At 65.3% G+C, this 15509-nt stretch carries 16 protein-coding genes; 13 read left to right on the top strand and 3 right to left on the bottom strand.

Features of this window, described 5'->3' with window-relative positions; genetic code table 11:
• Window positions 1-11: 11 nt before the first annotated feature.
• The 3 genes from NP552_RS08020 to pilG are packed head-to-tail and all read right to left on the bottom strand — an operon-like array spanning window position 12 to window position 1387.
• The gene (locus tag NP552_RS08020) at window positions 12-566 is read right to left on the bottom strand and encodes a chemotaxis protein CheW (RefSeq protein ID WP_078479846.1); all 555 of its coding nucleotides are present in this window, start codon (window positions 564-566) and stop codon (window positions 12-14) included.
• Window positions 563-928 carry a twitching motility response regulator PilH gene (pilH, locus tag NP552_RS08015; RefSeq protein ID WP_043862140.1) on the bottom strand — a complete coding sequence of 122 codons (366 nt, stop codon included), beginning with the start codon at window positions 926-928 and terminating at the stop codon, window positions 563-565. Before pilH ends, NP552_RS08020 begins: the two co-directional genes overlap by 4 nt.
• A 48-nt stretch (window positions 929-976) precedes the next feature.
• Window positions 977-1387 (bottom strand): twitching motility response regulator PilG, encoded by a 411-nt coding sequence (gene pilG / locus NP552_RS08010; protein ID WP_043862141.1) that lies wholly within the window; start codon window positions 1385-1387, stop codon window positions 977-979.
• A 210-nt stretch (window positions 1388-1597) separates the two neighbouring features.
• Between pilG and gshB the strand changes: the two genes are divergently transcribed.
• The 13 genes from gshB (at window position 1598) to phaC (NP552_RS07945) (ending at window position 15506) form a co-directional block, all read left to right on the top strand.
• Complete coding sequence (gshB, locus tag NP552_RS08005) at window positions 1598-2551, top strand: glutathione synthase (protein ID WP_043862142.1); 954 nt, start codon at window positions 1598-1600, stop codon at window positions 2549-2551.
• A gap of 99 nt (window positions 2552-2650) precedes the next feature.
• Window positions 2651-3556 carry an energy transducer TonB gene (locus tag NP552_RS08000; RefSeq protein ID WP_058541632.1) on the top strand — a complete coding sequence of 302 codons (906 nt, stop codon included), beginning with the start codon at window positions 2651-2653 and terminating at the stop codon, window positions 3554-3556.
• Between the two features lie 781 nt (window positions 3557-4337).
• Window positions 4338-4907: a YqgE/AlgH family protein gene (locus NP552_RS07995; RefSeq protein WP_043862144.1), complete on the top strand. Its 570-nt coding sequence runs from the start codon at window positions 4338-4340 to the stop codon at window positions 4905-4907.
• Window positions 4907-5341, top strand: coding sequence for a Holliday junction resolvase RuvX (gene ruvX, locus NP552_RS07990; RefSeq protein ID WP_043862145.1), 435 nt, complete (start codon window positions 4907-4909; stop codon window positions 5339-5341). Before NP552_RS07995 ends, ruvX begins: the two co-directional genes overlap by 1 nt.
• Window positions 5342-5400: 59 nt before the next feature.
• Window positions 5401-5919 carry a bifunctional pyr operon transcriptional regulator/uracil phosphoribosyltransferase PyrR gene (gene pyrR / locus NP552_RS07985; RefSeq protein ID WP_054915766.1) on the top strand — a complete coding sequence of 173 codons (519 nt, stop codon included), beginning with the start codon at window positions 5401-5403 and terminating at the stop codon, window positions 5917-5919.
• Between the two features lie 12 nt (window positions 5920-5931).
• Window positions 5932-6936 (top strand): aspartate carbamoyltransferase catalytic subunit, encoded by a 1005-nt coding sequence (locus tag NP552_RS07980; RefSeq protein ID WP_043862147.1) that lies wholly within the window; start codon window positions 5932-5934, stop codon window positions 6934-6936.
• Window positions 6933-8204, top strand: a complete 1272-nt coding sequence (locus NP552_RS07975) for a dihydroorotase (protein WP_043862148.1) — start codon at window positions 6933-6935, stop codon at window positions 8202-8204. Before NP552_RS07980 ends, NP552_RS07975 begins: the two co-directional genes overlap by 4 nt.
• Window positions 8205-8348: 144 nt before the next feature.
• Entirely contained in the window at window positions 8349-8879 is a 531-nt protein-coding gene (hslV, locus tag NP552_RS07970) for an ATP-dependent protease subunit HslV (RefSeq protein ID WP_028945572.1), read from the top strand.
• 77 nt (window positions 8880-8956) lie between these two features.
• Entirely contained in the window at window positions 8957-10294 is a 1338-nt protein-coding gene (gene hslU, locus NP552_RS07965) for an ATP-dependent protease ATPase subunit HslU (RefSeq protein ID WP_054915767.1), read from the top strand.
• A 94-nt stretch (window positions 10295-10388) separates the two neighbouring features.
• A complete protein-coding gene (locus NP552_RS07960) occupies window positions 10389-10766 on the top strand; it encodes a gamma-butyrobetaine hydroxylase-like domain-containing protein (RefSeq protein WP_043862150.1) in 378 nt (125 codons plus the stop codon).
• Window positions 10767-11116: 350 nt separating this feature from the next.
• Window positions 11117-12796, top strand: coding sequence for a class II poly(R)-hydroxyalkanoic acid synthase (phaC, locus tag NP552_RS07955; protein WP_043862151.1), 1680 nt, complete (start codon window positions 11117-11119; stop codon window positions 12794-12796).
• Window positions 12797-12853: 57 nt separating this feature from the next.
• Window positions 12854-13705 carry a poly(3-hydroxyalkanoate) depolymerase gene (phaZ, locus tag NP552_RS07950; RefSeq protein ID WP_043862152.1) on the top strand — a complete coding sequence of 284 codons (852 nt, stop codon included), beginning with the start codon at window positions 12854-12856 and terminating at the stop codon, window positions 13703-13705.
• A gap of 118 nt (window positions 13706-13823) precedes the next feature.
• Window positions 13824-15506, top strand: coding sequence for a class II poly(R)-hydroxyalkanoic acid synthase (gene phaC, locus NP552_RS07945; RefSeq protein WP_078479839.1), 1683 nt, complete (start codon window positions 13824-13826; stop codon window positions 15504-15506).
• Window positions 15507-15509 lie beyond the last annotated feature (3 nt).

Below are 15509 nucleotides of genomic sequence, written 5' to 3'. Positions count from 1 at the left end.
CTGGCATCCCTTTACAACGCCACATCGAGAAAGCCTGGCGCCTGGGCCAGGGCGAAGGGGCTGAAAATGCCCCAGCAGTGCTCGCGCTGAAAGTGCCCCTGCACGAAGGGGGCCGCAGCCGGCAGCAGCGGCGCCGGCGGCGACAGCTCCAGGCCGTGCAGGGCAAAGTGCTGCAGGCCCACCACTTCGTCCACCAGCAGCCCGGCGAACAGCTCCTCGTGGTCCAGCACCAGCACCCGCCGCTGCTTGCGCACCACCGACAGGCCCAGGCCGAGAAAACCGCACAGGTCCATCACCGGCAACAGCCGCCCGCGCAGGTTGGCCACCCCCGCCACCCATGGCTTGACCCCGGGAATGCGGCTGAGCCGGGGTTCCTGCAGCACCTCGGCGACCTCGCCCATGGGCGCCACGAACCAGTGTTCGGCCATGCGAAAGCCGATGCCGCTCCAGGTCTGCAGGCGGGTTTCCTGCAATGGCAGGTCGGCCGCCAGCAGGCGACAGCGCCGGTCGATTTCGAGCAACAGCTCGAAGGCGGTCAGCGATTCGCCCATGCGCCGCGTGGTCAAGCCTTGAGAACTTTGTTCAGGACCTGGATCAGGGTGTCTTCGTCCACCGGCTTGGTCAGGTAGTCGCTGGCGCCCTGGCGCTGGCCCCAGACCTTGTCGGTTTCCTGGTCCTTGGTGGTGACGATGATCACCGGGATGCCCTTGGTGACGTCGTCCTTGCTCAACTGACGGGTCGCCTGGAAGCCGTTCATGCCGGGCATCACGATGTCCATCAGCACCGCGTCGGGCTTTTCCTGGCGGGCCAGGGCCACGCCATCGGCGCCGTTCTCGGCCTTGAGCACCTGGTGCCCGTGCTTTTCGAGCATTCCGGTCAGTTTGTACATTTCGGTCGGCGAATCGTCGACGATCAGAACTCGGGCCATGCTGTTCCCCAATAAAGGCATGACGCCGCGGCCAGGAGGGCGGCGGCGTCAGGGTGCGGGTTGTTCTTCTGCGGCGAAACCCGGCACATGGGCGCGGATCGCATCCAGCAGTTCTTCCTTGCTGAAAGGTTTGGTCAGAAATTGATCAGAGCCCACCTGGCGGCTGAGCGCCTTGTCGAACAGGCCGTCGCGCGACGACAGCATGATCACCGGGATGTCCTTGAACGCGCTGTTCTGCTTGATCAGCAGGCAGGTCTGGTAGCCATCGAGGCGCGGCATCAGCACATCGACGAAGATGATCCCCGGGGTGTGGTCGACGATCTTGCCCAGGGCGTCGAAACCGTCGACTGCGGTGACGACTTCGCAACCGGCTTCGCCCAGCAGCTTTTCGGCAGTGCTGCGAATCGTCTTGGAGTCATCGATCACCATCACCTTCAACGCCGTGTCGGGCTGTACCATAATTGCTCTACCATCGCCTGGAAGGGCCTTGCAGGCCACGTGCCAGGCCTTTTTAGCACACTCTGGGGGTGCATTCCATCGAGCCTCGCCGCGCCCTGCGCCGATGCCTGCCGGCTGACGTTTCCCCTTGACCGCCAGCCCGCCGGGCGCCACCCTGACGCACTTCAATTCGAGCCACTGCGGCAGCACGCCGCCGGGAGGAAATACCCCATGAGCGTTCGCCTCGGGATTGTCATGGACCCCATCGCGCAGATCTCCTACAAGAAGGACAGCTCGCTGGCCATGTTGCTGGCCGCCCAGGCCCGTGGCTGGTCGCTGTTCTACATGGAGCAGCACGACCTGTACCAGAGCGAAGGCGTGGCCCGTGCCCGCATGCGCCCGCTCAAGGTGTTCGCCGACCCCGAGCACTGGTTCGAGCTGGAGGCCGAGACCGACGCCGCGCTGAGCGAGCTGGACGTGATCCTGATGCGCAAGGACCCGCCCTTCGACATGGAGTTCGTCTACAGCACCTACCTGCTGGAGCAGGCCGAGGCCGCCGGGGTGCTGGTGGTCAACCGTCCGCAGAGCCTGCGCGACTGCAACGAGAAGCTGTTCGCCACGCTGTTCCCGCAGTGCACGCCGCCAACCCTGGTGAGCCGGCGCCCGGACATCATCCGCGAATTCGCCGCCAAGCACGGCGACGTGATCCTCAAGCCGCTGGACGGCATGGGCGGCACCTCGATCTTCCGCCACCGCGTGGGCGACCCCAACCTGTCGGTGATCCTCGAGACCCTGACCGCCCTGGGCACCCAGCAGATCATGGCCCAGGCCTACCTGCCGGCGATCAAGGACGGCGACAAGCGCATCCTGATGATCGACGGCGAGCCGGTGCCGTACTGCCTGGCGCGCATCCCGGCCAGCGGCGAAACCCGCGGCAACCTGGCCGCCGGCGGTCGTGGCGAGGCCCGCGAGCTGACCGAGCGCGACCGTTGGATCGCCGCCCAGGTGGGCCCGACCCTGCGCGAGAAGGGCCTGTTGTTCGTCGGCCTGGACGTGATCGGCGAGCACCTGACCGAAATCAACGTGACCAGCCCCACCTGCATCCGCGAAATCGACAACGCCTACGGCACGCAGATCGGCGCGCAGTTGATGGACGCCATTGATCGCAAGCTCAAGGCACGCTGACCGCCGACAAGTGGCGGGCCCGCGTTGTGGGGTATCATGCCGGTCCATTCTCGACTGGCACCCCGCTGCGCCGGCCCTGCCCCGGCTGCTGGATAATCGATGACGCTTCCTGCCGACCTTCCTGCCGATTTTGCCCCGCCCCGTGTCCGCGCGGCGGACCGGCTGGGCTTTACCCTGTTCCTGGCGGCGCTGCTGCACCTGGCGCTGATCCTGGGCCTGGGGTTTACCTTCGCCAAGCCTGAAGAAATCCGCCGCACCATGGAAATCACCCTGGCCACCTTCAAGAGCGAGGCACCGCCGAAGAAGGCCGATTACCTGGCGCAGGACAACCAGCAGGGCAGCGGCACGCTGGACAAGAAGGCAGTGCCCAAGACCACCGAGATCGCCCCGTTCCAGGACAGCAAGATCAACAAGGTGACGCCGCCCCCGGCTTCGAAGCCCGAAGTGGCGCCCCAGCCGGCCCCGCCCAAGGCAGTGGTGGCCACCACAAGGCCCAAGCCGCAGAAGGTCGAGACCCGCCCCAAGGAACAGCAGCCCAAGGTGCAACCCAAGGCGGCCACGCCGACGTTCGACAGCGCCGACCTGTCCAGCCAGATCGCCAGCCTCGAGGCGGAGCTGGCCAACGAACAGCAGCTGTACGCCAAGCGCCCGCGCATCCACCGCCTGAGCGCGGCCTCGACCATGCGCGACAAGGGCGCCTGGTACAAGGATGAATGGCGCAAGAAGGTCGAGCGCATCGGCAACCTCAACTACCCGGACGAGGCCCGCCGCCAGCAGATCTACGGCAGTTTGCGCCTGTTGGTGTCGATCAACCATGACGGTTCGCTGTACGAGGTGCTGGTGCTCGAATCTTCCGGGCAGCCGCTGCTGGACCAGGCGGCGCAGCGCATCGTGCGGCTGGCGGCGCCGTTTGCGCCGTTCACCGGGGACCTGTCGGATATCGATCGGCTGGAAATTGTTCGAACGTGGCGCTTCGCCCGTGGGGATCGGTTGTCGAGCAACTGATCGCCGAAGGTGTACTCGCCTGACGTCGTCAAGCGGCTCAAATAACACCTGTAAGTACGAGTGTTCGTAATCAAAACTACCGAAGCTGGCCAACAAAAAATGTTGTCGCGAAATTGAAGCAGGACCAGCACTTACAATAACTGCGAGGCATGCCTCAACTGCTAGACAGTGAGAAGAGTTTCAACTCGCCATGTCAGATCATTAACCTTCGAGTGGGTTGTTGACGGCAGTAGACCAGTTCAGGTTGTTGCCTACTGTGCCATCGTCTTCAAGATGCCTAACCGTAAATTGGTAGCCATGGTGAGGGTTTGGGCCAGGTGGCTTGAAGGTAATTGTGAAACACCCATTCTCGTACGTCTTACCCTCGCCGCAGTATTCTCCGGTCCCACTGACACAGACCAGATAAGCGCGGTCGGGGTCACCGCGTCCTGTAAGCGTTACCTCACTAGTAAAGAAATTTCCGATTGCTTCGTTGATAGACATCCGAGTGATCATTGCACTTCTCCTTTAGATAAGCCAAATGCTCGGTTTGCGGTGAGACTATGAGTTGATCCAAACCACCTGTCACCTGACACAGTTACCAGTTGTAGGTCGCCGCGAAAAAAATGTACCCGCTTCAAAAAGCAGCGCAGTGCCGCGACATCAGCAACCGCAGGGTCACATAACTAGCGCCTCACACAGCAGCCCGTGCCGATTAGCACCGCCAAGAAACAGGCATAATCGGCCCGCAGACTCGACACGCACCTTGTCAGCGTGGCCGCTCGCCGCCACACTAACCCCCATGAAAAACCTCAGCCCGAGTTACCTCAAGCATCAGTTCCTGATTGCCATGCCGCACATGGCCGACCCGAACTTTGCCCACACCCTGACCTACATCGTCGAGCACAATGCCAACGGTGCCATGGGGCTGGTGGTCAATCGCCCGCAGGAGCTGAACCTGGCCGATATCCTCGAGCAGCTGCGCCCGGACACCGAACCGCCGGCACGCTGCATCCACGTGCCTATCCATATCGGCGGCCCGGTACAGACCGACCGCGGTTTTGTGCTGCACACCAACGACAAGACCTTCCAGGCCACCGTCCAGCTCGACGGGCTGGCCCTGTCGACCTCGCAGGACGTGCTGTTCGCCATCGCCGACGGCGTGGGCCCGGCGCAGAGCCTGATCACCCTGGGCTACGCCGGCTGGGAAGCCGGGCAGCTGGAAGCGGAACTGGCCGACAACGCCTGGCTCAACTGCCCGTTCGACCCCGAGATCATCTTCGGCATGGCCTGCGAGCAACGCCTCGAAGCCGCCGCAGCCAGCCTGGGCATCAACCTCAGCCTGCTCACCAGCCAGGCGGGGCACGCCTGATGGCGGCGCTCAAACTGCTGCTGGGCTTCGACTACGGCACCAAGCAGATCGGCGTCGCCGTCGGCCAGGTGATCACCGGCCAGGCCCGCGAGCTGTGCACCCTGAAGGCGCAGAACGGCGCACCCGACTGGGCCCAGGTGGAAAAACTGTTCAAGGAATGGCAACCCGACGCGGTAGTCGTCGGCCTGCCGCTGAACATGGACGGCACGCCCAGCGAAATGAGCGCGCGCGCCGAGAAGTTCGCCCGACGCCTGAACGGCCGCTTCAACGTACCGGCCTACACCCACGACGAGCGCCTGACCACCTTCGAGGCCAAGGGCGAACGCATGGCCCGTGGCGGCCAACGCGGCAGCTACCGCGACAACCCGGTGGACGCGATTGCCGCCGCCCTGCTGCTGCAAGGCTGGCTCGACGCCCACGCCGAACAGGCCTGAACCCGACCATCGGTTACACGCCGGGCCAGCTCTCTGCCCCGGCCTCTTGAGGAGCAAGCATGAGCCTACCCAACCCCGCCGAACTGATCCGGCAGATGGCCGTTGACCTTCGCGCCCACCTGCAACGCCGCGCCATCGCCGAACCGCGCTTCATCGGCATCCGCACCGGCGGCGTATGGGTGGCCCAGGCGCTGCTGGCCGAGCTGGGCAGCGATTCGCCGCTGGGCACCCTCGACGTGTCGTTCTACCGCGACGACTTCAGCCAGAACGGCCTGCACCCGCAGGTGCGCCCGTCCGAGCTGCCGTTCGAGATCGAAGGCCAGCACCTGGTACTGGTGGACGACGTGCTGATGAGCGGGCGCACCATCCGCGCCGCCCTCAACGAACTGTTCGACTATGGCCGCCCGGCCAGCGTGACCCTGGTGTGTCTGCTGGACCTGGATGCCGGCGAACTGCCGATCCGGCCAAACGTGGTGGGCGCCACCCTGTCGCTGCAAGCCCATGAACGGGTAAAATTGTCCGGCCCCGCGCCGCTCGAACTCGAGCGCCAGGACCTCGCTTCCGCTTCCGCCCTTTAAGAGTCCCCCGCGATGACGCCAATCGACGCCAAGCGCCCGCTGCAGCTCAATGACCAGGGCCAGCTGCGCCACTTCCTCTCGCTCGACGGTTTGCCCCGCGAACTGCTGACCGAAATTCTCGACACGGCCGACTCGTTTCTCGAAGTCGGCGCGCGTGCGGTCAAGAAAGTCCCGCTGCTGCGCGGCAAGACCGTGTGCAACGTGTTCTTCGAGAACTCCACGCGTACCCGCACCACCTTCGAACTGGCCGCCCAGCGGCTGTCGGCCGACGTGATCACGCTGAACGTGTCGACCTCCTCCACCAGCAAGGGCGAGACCCTGTTCGACACCCTGCGCAACCTTGAAGCCATGGCCGCCGACATGTTCGTGGTGCGCCACGCCGACTCGGGCGCCGCGCACTTCATCGCCGAGCACGTGTGCCCGGAGGTGGCGATCATCAACGGTGGCGACGGGCGCCACGCGCACCCCACCCAGGGCATGCTCGACATGCTGACCATTCGTCGCCACAAGGGCGGCTTCGAGAACCTCTCGGTGGCCATCGTCGGCGACATCCTGCACTCGCGGGTGGCGCGCTCGAACATGCTCGCGCTGAAAACCCTGGGTTGCCCGGACATCCGCGTGATCGGCCCCAAGACCCTGCTGCCGATCGGCATCGAGCAGTACGGCGTGAAGGTCTACACCGACCTGGAGCAAGGCCTGAAGGACGTCGACGTGGTGATCATGCTGCGCCTGCAGCGTGAGCGCATGACCGGCGGCCTGCTGCCCAGCGAGGGCGAGTTCTACCGCCTGTTCGGCCTGACCACCGCACGCCTGGCCGGGGCCAAGCCCGATGCCATCGTGATGCACCCCGGGCCGATCAACCGTGGCGTGGAAATCGAGTCGGCCGTGGCCGACGGCGCCCACTCGGTGATCCTCAACCAGGTCACCTACGGCATCGCCGTGCGCATGGCGGTGCTGTCCATGGCCATGAGCGGGCAGACCGCGCAACGTCAATTCGAGCAGGAGAACGCCCAGTGAGCCTGAGTATCCTCGGCGCCCGTGTCATCGACCCAACCAGCGGCCTGGACCAGGTCGGCGACCTGCACATCGACGCCGGCAAGATCGTCGCCATCGGCGCTGCCCCGGCCGGCTTCAAGCCCGCCCGTACCCTGGACGCCACCGGCCTGGTGGCCGCGCCCGGCCTGGTCGACCTGAGCGTTGCCCTGCGCGAGCCCGGCTACAGCCGCAAGGGCAGCATCGCCAGCGAAACCCGCGCCGCCGCCGCCGGTGGCGTGACCAGCCTGTGCTGCCCGCCGCAGACCCGGCCGGTGCTCGACACCTCGGCAGTCACCGAGCTGATCCTGGACCGCGCCCGTGAAGCCGGGCACAGCAAGGTGTACCCGATCGGCGCCTTGAGCAAGGGCCTGGAAGGCGAGCAACTGGCCGAGCTGATCGCCCTGCGCGATGCCGGCTGCGTGGCCTTCGGCAACGGCCTGAACAGCTTCACCAACACCCGCACCCTGGCCCGCGCGCTGGACTACGCGGCCACCTTCGACCTGACGGTGATCTTCCATTCCCAGGACCGCGACCTGGCCCAGGGCGGCCTCGCCCACGAGGGCGCGATGGCCAGTTTCCTCGGCCTGCCGGGCATTCCGGAAACCGCCGAGACCGTGGCCCTGGCCCGCGACCTGCTGCTGGTGGAACAGACCGGCGTGCGTGCGCACTTCAGCCAGCTGACCAGCGCCCGGGGCGCCAAGCTGATCGAACAGGCCCAGGCCCGCGGCCTGCCGGTGACGGCGGATGTGGCGCTATACCAGTTGATCCTCACCGACGAGGCGCTGCGCGACTTCTCCAGCCTGTACCACGTGCAACCGCCGCTGCGCACCCGCGCCGACCGCGACGGCCTGCGTGATGCGGTCAAGCGGGGCGTGATCCAGGCGATTTCCAGCCATCACCAGCCGCATGAGCGCGACGCCAAGCTGGCGCCGTTCGGTGCCACCGAACCAGGCATCAGCAGCGTCGAGTTGCTGCTGCCGCTGGCGATGACACTGGTCGAGGACGGCCTGCTCGACCTGGCAACCTTGTTGCAGCGTTTGTCTGCAGGCCCTGCGGCGGCCCTGCGCCTGCCGGCCGGGCAGTTGCAGGTGGGTGCGGCGGCAGACCTGGTGCTGTTCGACCCGCAGGCCTCGACCGTGGCTGGCGAACAATGGCGCTCCAAGGGCGAAAACTGCCCGTTCATCGGGCACTGCCTGCCGGGTGCGGTGCGTTACACCCTGGTTGACGGGCACATCAGCCACGAAGCCTGAGTCAAACCCTTCGCCGGCAAGGCCGGCTCCTACCGGTAGGAGCCGGCCTTGCCGGCGAAGGGGCCGCAAAGGTTGAAATCTTTCCCCCCACCCCCATATGAGTCTGCATCAGGCATTTTCGCCTCGCTGCGTGGAGACTCTCCCTTGACCACCATCGTTTCAGTTCGTCGCCACGGCAAAGTCGTCATGGGCGGCGACGGCCAGGTTTCCCTCGGCAATACCGTGATGAAAGGCAACGCCAAGAAGGTTCGTCGCCTGTACCACGGCCAGGTCATCGCCGGCTTCGCCGGTGCCACCGCCGACGCCTTCACCCTGTTCGAGCGCTTCGAAGGCCAGCTCGAAAAACACCAGGGCCACCTCATTCGCGCCGCCGTCGAGCTGGCCAAGGAATGGCGTACCGACCGCTCGCTGAGCCGTCTGGAAGCCATGCTGGCTGTGGCCAACAAGGACGCCTCCTTGATCATCACCGGCAACGGTGACGTCGTCGAACCCGAAGACGGCCTGATCGCCATGGGCTCCGGCGGCGCCTACGCCCAGGCCGCCGCCCGCGCCCTGCTGCAGAAAACCGACCTGTCGGCTCGCGAAATCGCCGAGACCGCACTGAACATCGCCGGCGACATCTGCGTGTTCACCAACCACAACCTGACCATCGAGGAGCAGGACCTGGCCGAGTAATTCAGCTGTTCTGGCGCCCGACCCCGACGGTCGGGCTTTTCCACGCTGAACACTTGCCCACAGGACCATCGACCATTATGTCCATGACCCCCCGCGAAATCGTCCACGAACTCAACCGCCACATCATCGGCCAGGACGATGCCAAGCGCGCCGTCGCCATCGCCCTGCGCAACCGCTGGCGCCGCATGCAGCTGCCCGAAGAGCTGCGCGTGGAAGTCACCCCCAAGAACATCCTGATGATCGGCCCCACCGGCGTGGGCAAGACCGAAATCGCCCGTCGCCTGGCCAAGCTGGCCAACGCGCCGTTCATCAAGGTCGAAGCCACCAAGTTCACCGAAGTGGGCTATGTGGGCCGTGACGTCGAATCGATCATCCGCGACCTGGCCGACGCCGCGATCAAGCTGCTGCGCGAGCAGGAGATCGTGCGCGTGCGCCACCGTGCCGAAGACGCCGCCGAAGAGCGCATCCTCGATGCGCTGCTGCCACCGGCCCGCACCGGCTTCAACGAAGACCCGGTCAACAGCAGCGATTCCAACACCCGCCAGCTGTTCCGCAAGCGCCTGCGTGAAGGCCAGCTTGACGACAAGGAAATCGAGATCGAGGTGGCCGAAGCGGTCGGCGTCGACATTTCCGCGCCGCCGGGCATGGAAGAGATGACCAACCAGCTGCAGAACCTGTTCGCCAACATGGGCAAGGGCAAGAAGAAGAGCCGCAAGCTCAAGGTCAAGGAAGCGCTCAAGCTGGTGCGCGACGAGGAAGCCGGGCGCCTGGTCAACGAGGAAGAACTCAAGGCCAAGGCCCTCGAGGCGGTCGAGCAGCACGGTATCGTGTTCATCGACGAGATCGACAAGGTAGCCAAGCGCGGCAACGTCGGTGGCGCCGATGTGTCCCGTGAAGGCGTGCAGCGCGACCTGCTGCCGCTGATCGAAGGTTGCACGGTCAATACCAAGCTGGGCATGGTCAAGACCGACCACATCCTGTTCATCGCCTCCGGTGCGTTCCACCTGAGCAAGCCGAGCGACCTGGTGCCCGAGCTGCAGGGTCGTCTGCCGATCCGTGTCGAACTCAAGGCCCTGAGCCCGGAAGACTTCGAGCGCATCCTCAGCGAACCGCATGCCTCGCTCACCGAGCAGTACCGCGAGCTGCTCAAGACCGAGGGGCTGAACATCGAGTTCGCTGCCGACGGCATCAAGCGCCTGGCCGAGATTGCCTGGCAGGTCAACGAGAAGACCGAGAACATCGGTGCCCGTCGCCTGCACACACTGCTCGAGCGCCTGCTCGAAGAGGTGTCGTTCAGCGCCGGCGACCTGGCCAGCGCCCACAGCGAAGCGCCGATCCGCATCGACGCCGAGTACGTCAACAGCCACCTGGGCGAATTGGCACAGAACGAAGATCTGTCGCGCTACATTCTGTAGCTCAGCGGCAAGCGGCGAGCTGCAGGCCGGAGGTGCTGGACGCCTTCTCCTGCAGCTTGTAGCTTGCAGCTTGAAGCCCAAGAGCCTTATAGCCATGCCCCGTCTGCCTACCGCCATCAATCTGCACAAAGCCTCCAAGACCCTGAGCCTGACCTACGGGCCCGACGAGGTGTATCACCTGCCCGCCGAATTTCTGCGCGTGCACTCCCCTTCCGCCGAGGTCCAGGGCCACGGCAATCCGATCTTACAATTTGGCAAGCTCGGCGTCGGCCTGAGCCAGCTCGAGCCCGCCGGGCAGTACGCGCTCAAGCTCACCTTCGACGACGGCCACGACAGCGGCCTGTTCACCTGGGAATACCTCGAACAGCTGTGCCTGCGCCAGGACCAGCTGTGGGCCGAGTACCTCGACGAACTGGCCAAGGCTGGCAAATCCCGCGACCCTTCCGAGTCGATCGTCAAGCTGATGCTCTAGCCCGGCACTCCGGCGTTTTAGAGCGCATTTTCTAATTCTATTTGCTTGAATGCCCGTGCGCCGGCCAGCGATTGGCCGGCTTGCGCATTCCATGAAAGTCGGGTAACCAATGGATATGGCAAGTACCCTGCATGGGCGGGTTGATGCAGGGTCTGGCCGGTATGCCGAGGTCGCGAGCGAAAGCAGGTTGTCTTCACACGCATAAACCCGCAGGGCTCATCACCGTCGCGCATCCGGTCGCAGGACCGCAGTTCGTTATCACTGGTCACCCGAGCAGTAGTACCGGGCATTCGTCTGTGCAACGCCCACAGCCCAGCCGGTACTCGTCTCAGGACAACGGAGCGTCGTAGATGAGTAACAAGAACAACGATGACCTGCAGCGCCAAGCCTCTGAAAACACCCTGGGCCTGAGCCCCATCATTGGCCTGCGCCGAAAGGATTTGCTGTCTTCGGCCCGGATGGTGCTGCGTCAGGCCATCAAGCAACCGCTGCACAGTGCCAAGCACGTCGCGCATTTCGGCCTGCAGCTCAAGGACGTGATCTTCGGCAAGTCCGGCCTGCAGCCGGAGGGCGACGACCGCCGCTTCAGCGACCCGGCCTGGAGCCAGAACCCGCTGTACCGCCGCTACCTGCAGACCTACCTGGCCTGGCGCAAGGAACTGCACGACTGGATCGGCAACAGCAACCTGTCGGAGCAGGACATCAGTCGCGCGCACTTCGTCATCAACCTGATGACCGAGGCCATGGCCCCCACCAACAGCGCGGCCAACCCGGCAGCGGTCAAGCGTTTCTTCGAAACCGGTGGCAAGAGCCTGCTCGACGGCCTGTCGCACCTGGCCAAGGACATGGTGCACAACGGCGGCATGCCCAGCCAGGTCAACATGGACGCCTTCGAGGTGGGCAAGAACCTGGCCACCACCGAGGGCGCCGTGGTATTTCGCAACGACGTGCTGGAGCTGATCCAGTACCGCCCGATCACCGAGCAGGTGCACGAAAAGCCGCTGCTGGTGGTACCGCCGCAGATCAACAAGTTCTACGTCTTCGACCTCAGCCCGGAAAAGAGCCTGGCGCGCTTCTGCCTGCGCTCCACGGTGCAGACCTTCATCGTGAGCTGGCGCAACCCCAACAAGTCCCAGCGCGAGTGGGGCCTGTCGACCTACATCGATGCGCTCAAGGAGGCCGTCGACGTGGTGCTGGCTATCACCGGCAGCAAGGACCTGAACATGCTCGGTGCCTGCTCCGGCGGCATCACCTGCACCGCGCTGGTGGGCCACTACGCGGCACTGGGCGAGAAGAAGGTCAATGCCCTGACCCTGCTGGTGAGCGTGCTCGACACCACCCTCGACACCCAGGTGGCGCTGTTCGTCGACGAGCAGACCCTGGAGTCGGCCAAGCGCCATTCCTACCAGGCCGGTGTGCTCGAAGGCCGCGACATGGCCAAGGTGTTCGCCTGGATGCGCCCCAACGACCTGATCTGGAACTACTGGGTCAACAACTACCTGCTCGGCAACGAGCCGCCGGTGTTCGACATCCTGTTCTGGAACAACGACACCACGCGCCTGCCCGCCGCCTTCCACGGCGACCTGATCGAAATGTTCAAGAACAACCCGCTGGTGCGCCCCGGTGCACTGGAAGTGTGCGGCACGCCGATCGACCTGAGCCAGGTCACCACCGACATCTTCAGCGTGGCCGGCACCAACGATCACATCACCCCATGGAAGTCCTGCTACAAGTCGGCGCAGCTGTTCGGCGGCAAGGTCGAGTTCCTGCTGTCCAACAGCGGGCATATCCAGAGCATCCTCAACCCGCCGGGCAACCCCAAGTCGCGCTACATGACCAGCAGCGAGATGCCGGCCCAGGCCGACGACTGGCAGGAGAACTCCACCAAGCACACCGATTCCTGGTGGCTGTACTGGCAGGCGTGGCTGGCCGAGCGCTCCGGCGCACTCAAGCCGGCACCCGCCAAGCTGGGCAACAAGGCCTATCCGAGCGCCGAAGCGTCGCCCGGCACCTACGTCCACGAACGCTGAAAACACCCGGCGCCGCCGCAGGCAAGGCGGCGCTGCTACTCACGACAGGGCTCGCGCATGCCGCAACCGTACCTCTTCAGAACCGTCGAGCTCGATGGCCAGTCCATCCGCACGGCCGTTCGCCCCGGCAAGCCGCACCTCACGCCGCTGCTGATCTTCAACGGTATCGGCGCCAACCTGGAGCTGGTGTTCCCGTTCATCGATGCGCTGGACCCGGACCTTGAAGTGATCGCCTTCGACGTGCCCGGCGTGGGCGGTTCGTCGACACCGCGCCGGCCCTACCGCTTTCCCGGGCTGGCCAAGCTGACGGCGCGCATGCTCGACTACCTCGACTACGGGCAGGTCAATGCCATCGGCGTGTCGTGGGGCGGAGCGCTGGCCCAGCAGTTCGCCCACGATTACCCCGAGCGCTGCAAGAAGCTGGTGCTGGCGGCCACCGCCGCCGGTGCGGTGATGGTGCCGGGCAAGCCACGGGTGCTGTGGCTGATGGCCAGCCCCAGGCGCTACATACAGCCGTCCCACGTGATCCGCATCGCCCCGGAAATCTACGGCGGGGCCTTTCGCCGCGACCCGAACCTGGCCGCGTCGCATGCGGCCAAGGTGCGTTCCTCGGGCAAGCTGGGCTATTACTGGCAGCTGTTCGCCGGCATGGGCTGGACCAGCATTCACTGGCTGCACAAGATCCAGCAGCCGACCCTGGTGCTGGCCGGCGACGACGACCCGCTGATCCCGCTGATCAATATGCGCCTGCTGGCCTGGCGAATTCCCAATGCCCAGCTACACATAATCGACGACGGTCACTTGTTCCTGATCACCCGGGCCGAAGCCGTTGCCCCGATCATCATGAAATTCCTGCAGCAGGAGCGCCAACGCGCCGTCATGCATCCACGGCCCGCCCCGAGCGCTTGAGCACCTCTATCGCTTGCACCCCCGGCAGGAGCGCCGGGGCATGTCAGCGCCAGTTCGGGTTGGTGTCGCTCTTGCATTGAAACATTGGTTGATGGCCTGACGACGGAGTGTTGCCTGGATGAAAGACAAGCCCGCGAAGCCCGGGGTACCGACCCCCGCTGCCTATCTCAACGTGCGCAGCGCCATCAGTGGCCTGCGCGGTCGCGACCTGCTGTCGACGGTGCACCAGCTGGGGCGCCACGGCCTGCGCCACCCGCTGCACACTGCGCGCCACCTGCTGGCGCTGGGTGGCCAGCTGGGGCGCGTGATGCTGGGCGATACCCCCTACCAGCCCTCGCCACGCGACACCCGCTTCAACGACCCGGCCTGGCAGCTCAACCCGCTGTACCGACGCGGCCTGCAGGCCTACCTGGCCTGGCAGCAGCAGACCTGCCAGTGGATCGACGAGAGCCAGCTGGACGACGATGACCGCGCCCGCGCGCACTTCGTGTTCTCGCTGCTCAACGATGCAATGTCGCCCAGCAACACCCTGCTCAACCCGGCGGCGGTCAAGGAGCTGCTGAACTCCGGCGGGCTGAGCCTGGTGCGCGGCTTGAACCACCTGCTCGACGACCTGCGCCACAACGACGGCCTGCCACGCCAGGTCAACCCGGACGCCTTCGAGGTGGGCAGGAACCTGGCCAGCACCGCCGGCGCGGTGGTGTTTCGCAACGAGCTGCTGGAGCTGATCCAGTACCGCCCGATGAGTGAAAAACAGTACGCCCGGCCCCTGCTGGTGGTGCCGCCGCAGATCAACAAGTTCTACATCTTCGACCTCAGCCCGACCAACAGCTTTGTGCAGTACGCCCTCAAGAACGGCCTGCAGACCTTCATGATCAGCTGGCGCAACCCCGACGCCCGGCATCGCGAATGGGGCCTGTCGAGCTACGTGGCGGCGGTCGAGGAAGCCATGAACGTGTGCCGCTCGATCACCGGCAGCCGCGACGTCAACCTGCTCGGCGCCTGTGCCGGCGGGTTGACCATCGCGGCCCTGCAGGGCCACCTGCAGGCCAAGCGCCAGATGCGCCGGGTGCACAGCGCCACCTACCTGGTCAGCCTGCTCGACAGCCAGTTCGACAGCCCCGCCAGCCTGTTCGCCGACGAGCAGACCCTGGAGGCGGCCAAGCGCCGCTCCTACCAGCAGGGCGTGCTGGAGGGCCGCGAGATGGCACGGGTGTTCGCCTGGATGCGCCCCAACGACCTGATCTGGAACTACTTCGTCAACAACTACCTGCTGGGCAAGGCGCCCCCGGCATTCGACATCCTGTACTGGAACAACGACAACAGCCGCCTGCCGGCCGCGCTGCACGGCGATCTGCTGGACTTCTTCAAATTCAACCCGCTGACGCACGCCGACGGCCTCGAGGTATGCGGCACGCCGATCGACCTGCACAAGGTCACGGTGGACAGCTTCCACGTGGCCGGCAGCAACGACCACATCACCCCGTGGGACGCGGTGTACCGCTCGGCCCTGCTGCTGGGCGGCGAGCGGCGCTTCGTGCTGGCCAACAGCGGGCATGTGCAGAGCATCCTCAACCCACCGGGCCACCCCAAGGCGCATTTTGTCGAGAACCCCAGGCTGAGCAGCGACCCGCGGGCCTGGTACCACGATGCGCAGAAGGTCGAGGGCAGCTGGTGGCCGCAGTGGCTCGACTGGATACAGGCGCGCTCCGGTGCGCAGCGCGAAACCCGCCTGTCGCTGGGCAGCGCCAATTACCCTCCCATGGACCCCGCACCCGGCACCTACGTGCTGGTGCGCTGAGCA

The organism is Pseudomonas sp. 8209 (assembly GCF_028682105.1).
In the GTDB taxonomy this organism is placed as follows: Bacteria; Pseudomonadota; Gammaproteobacteria; order Pseudomonadales; family Pseudomonadaceae; genus Aquipseudomonas; species Aquipseudomonas palmensis.
The sequence above is the reverse complement of the archived record's forward strand: the minus strand, read 5'-3'. Positions and strand labels throughout refer to the sequence as shown.

What these genes read in the sequence shown, in the direction of transcription:
- pilH (WP_043862140.1), bottom strand. Translation starts at nt 928, where the DNA reads ATGGCCCGAGTTCTGATCGTCGACGATTCGCCGACCGAAATGTACAAA.
- pilG (WP_043862141.1), bottom strand. Translation starts at nt 1,387, where the DNA reads ATGGTACAGCCCGACACGGCGTTGAAGGTGATGGTGATCGATGACTCC.
- gshB (WP_043862142.1), top strand. Translation starts at nt 1,598, where the DNA reads ATGAGCGTTCGCCTCGGGATTGTCATGGACCCCATCGCGCAGATCTCC.
- NP552_RS08000 (WP_058541632.1), top strand. Translation starts at nt 2,651, where the DNA reads ATGACGCTTCCTGCCGACCTTCCTGCCGATTTTGCCCCGCCCCGTGTC.
- NP552_RS07995 (WP_043862144.1), top strand. Translation starts at nt 4,338, where the DNA reads ATGAAAAACCTCAGCCCGAGTTACCTCAAGCATCAGTTCCTGATTGCC.
- ruvX (WP_043862145.1), top strand. Translation starts at nt 4,907, where the DNA reads ATGGCGGCGCTCAAACTGCTGCTGGGCTTCGACTACGGCACCAAGCAG.
- pyrR (WP_054915766.1), top strand. Translation starts at nt 5,401, where the DNA reads ATGAGCCTACCCAACCCCGCCGAACTGATCCGGCAGATGGCCGTTGAC.
- NP552_RS07980 (WP_043862147.1), top strand. Translation starts at nt 5,932, where the DNA reads ATGACGCCAATCGACGCCAAGCGCCCGCTGCAGCTCAATGACCAGGGC.
- hslU (WP_054915767.1), top strand. Translation starts at nt 8,957, where the DNA reads ATGTCCATGACCCCCCGCGAAATCGTCCACGAACTCAACCGCCACATC.
- NP552_RS07960 (WP_043862150.1), top strand. Translation starts at nt 10,389, where the DNA reads ATGCCCCGTCTGCCTACCGCCATCAATCTGCACAAAGCCTCCAAGACC.
- phaC (WP_043862151.1), top strand. Translation starts at nt 11,117, where the DNA reads ATGAGTAACAAGAACAACGATGACCTGCAGCGCCAAGCCTCTGAAAAC.
- phaZ (WP_043862152.1), top strand. Translation starts at nt 12,854, where the DNA reads ATGCCGCAACCGTACCTCTTCAGAACCGTCGAGCTCGATGGCCAGTCC.
- phaC (WP_078479839.1), top strand. Translation starts at nt 13,824, where the DNA reads ATGAAAGACAAGCCCGCGAAGCCCGGGGTACCGACCCCCGCTGCCTAT.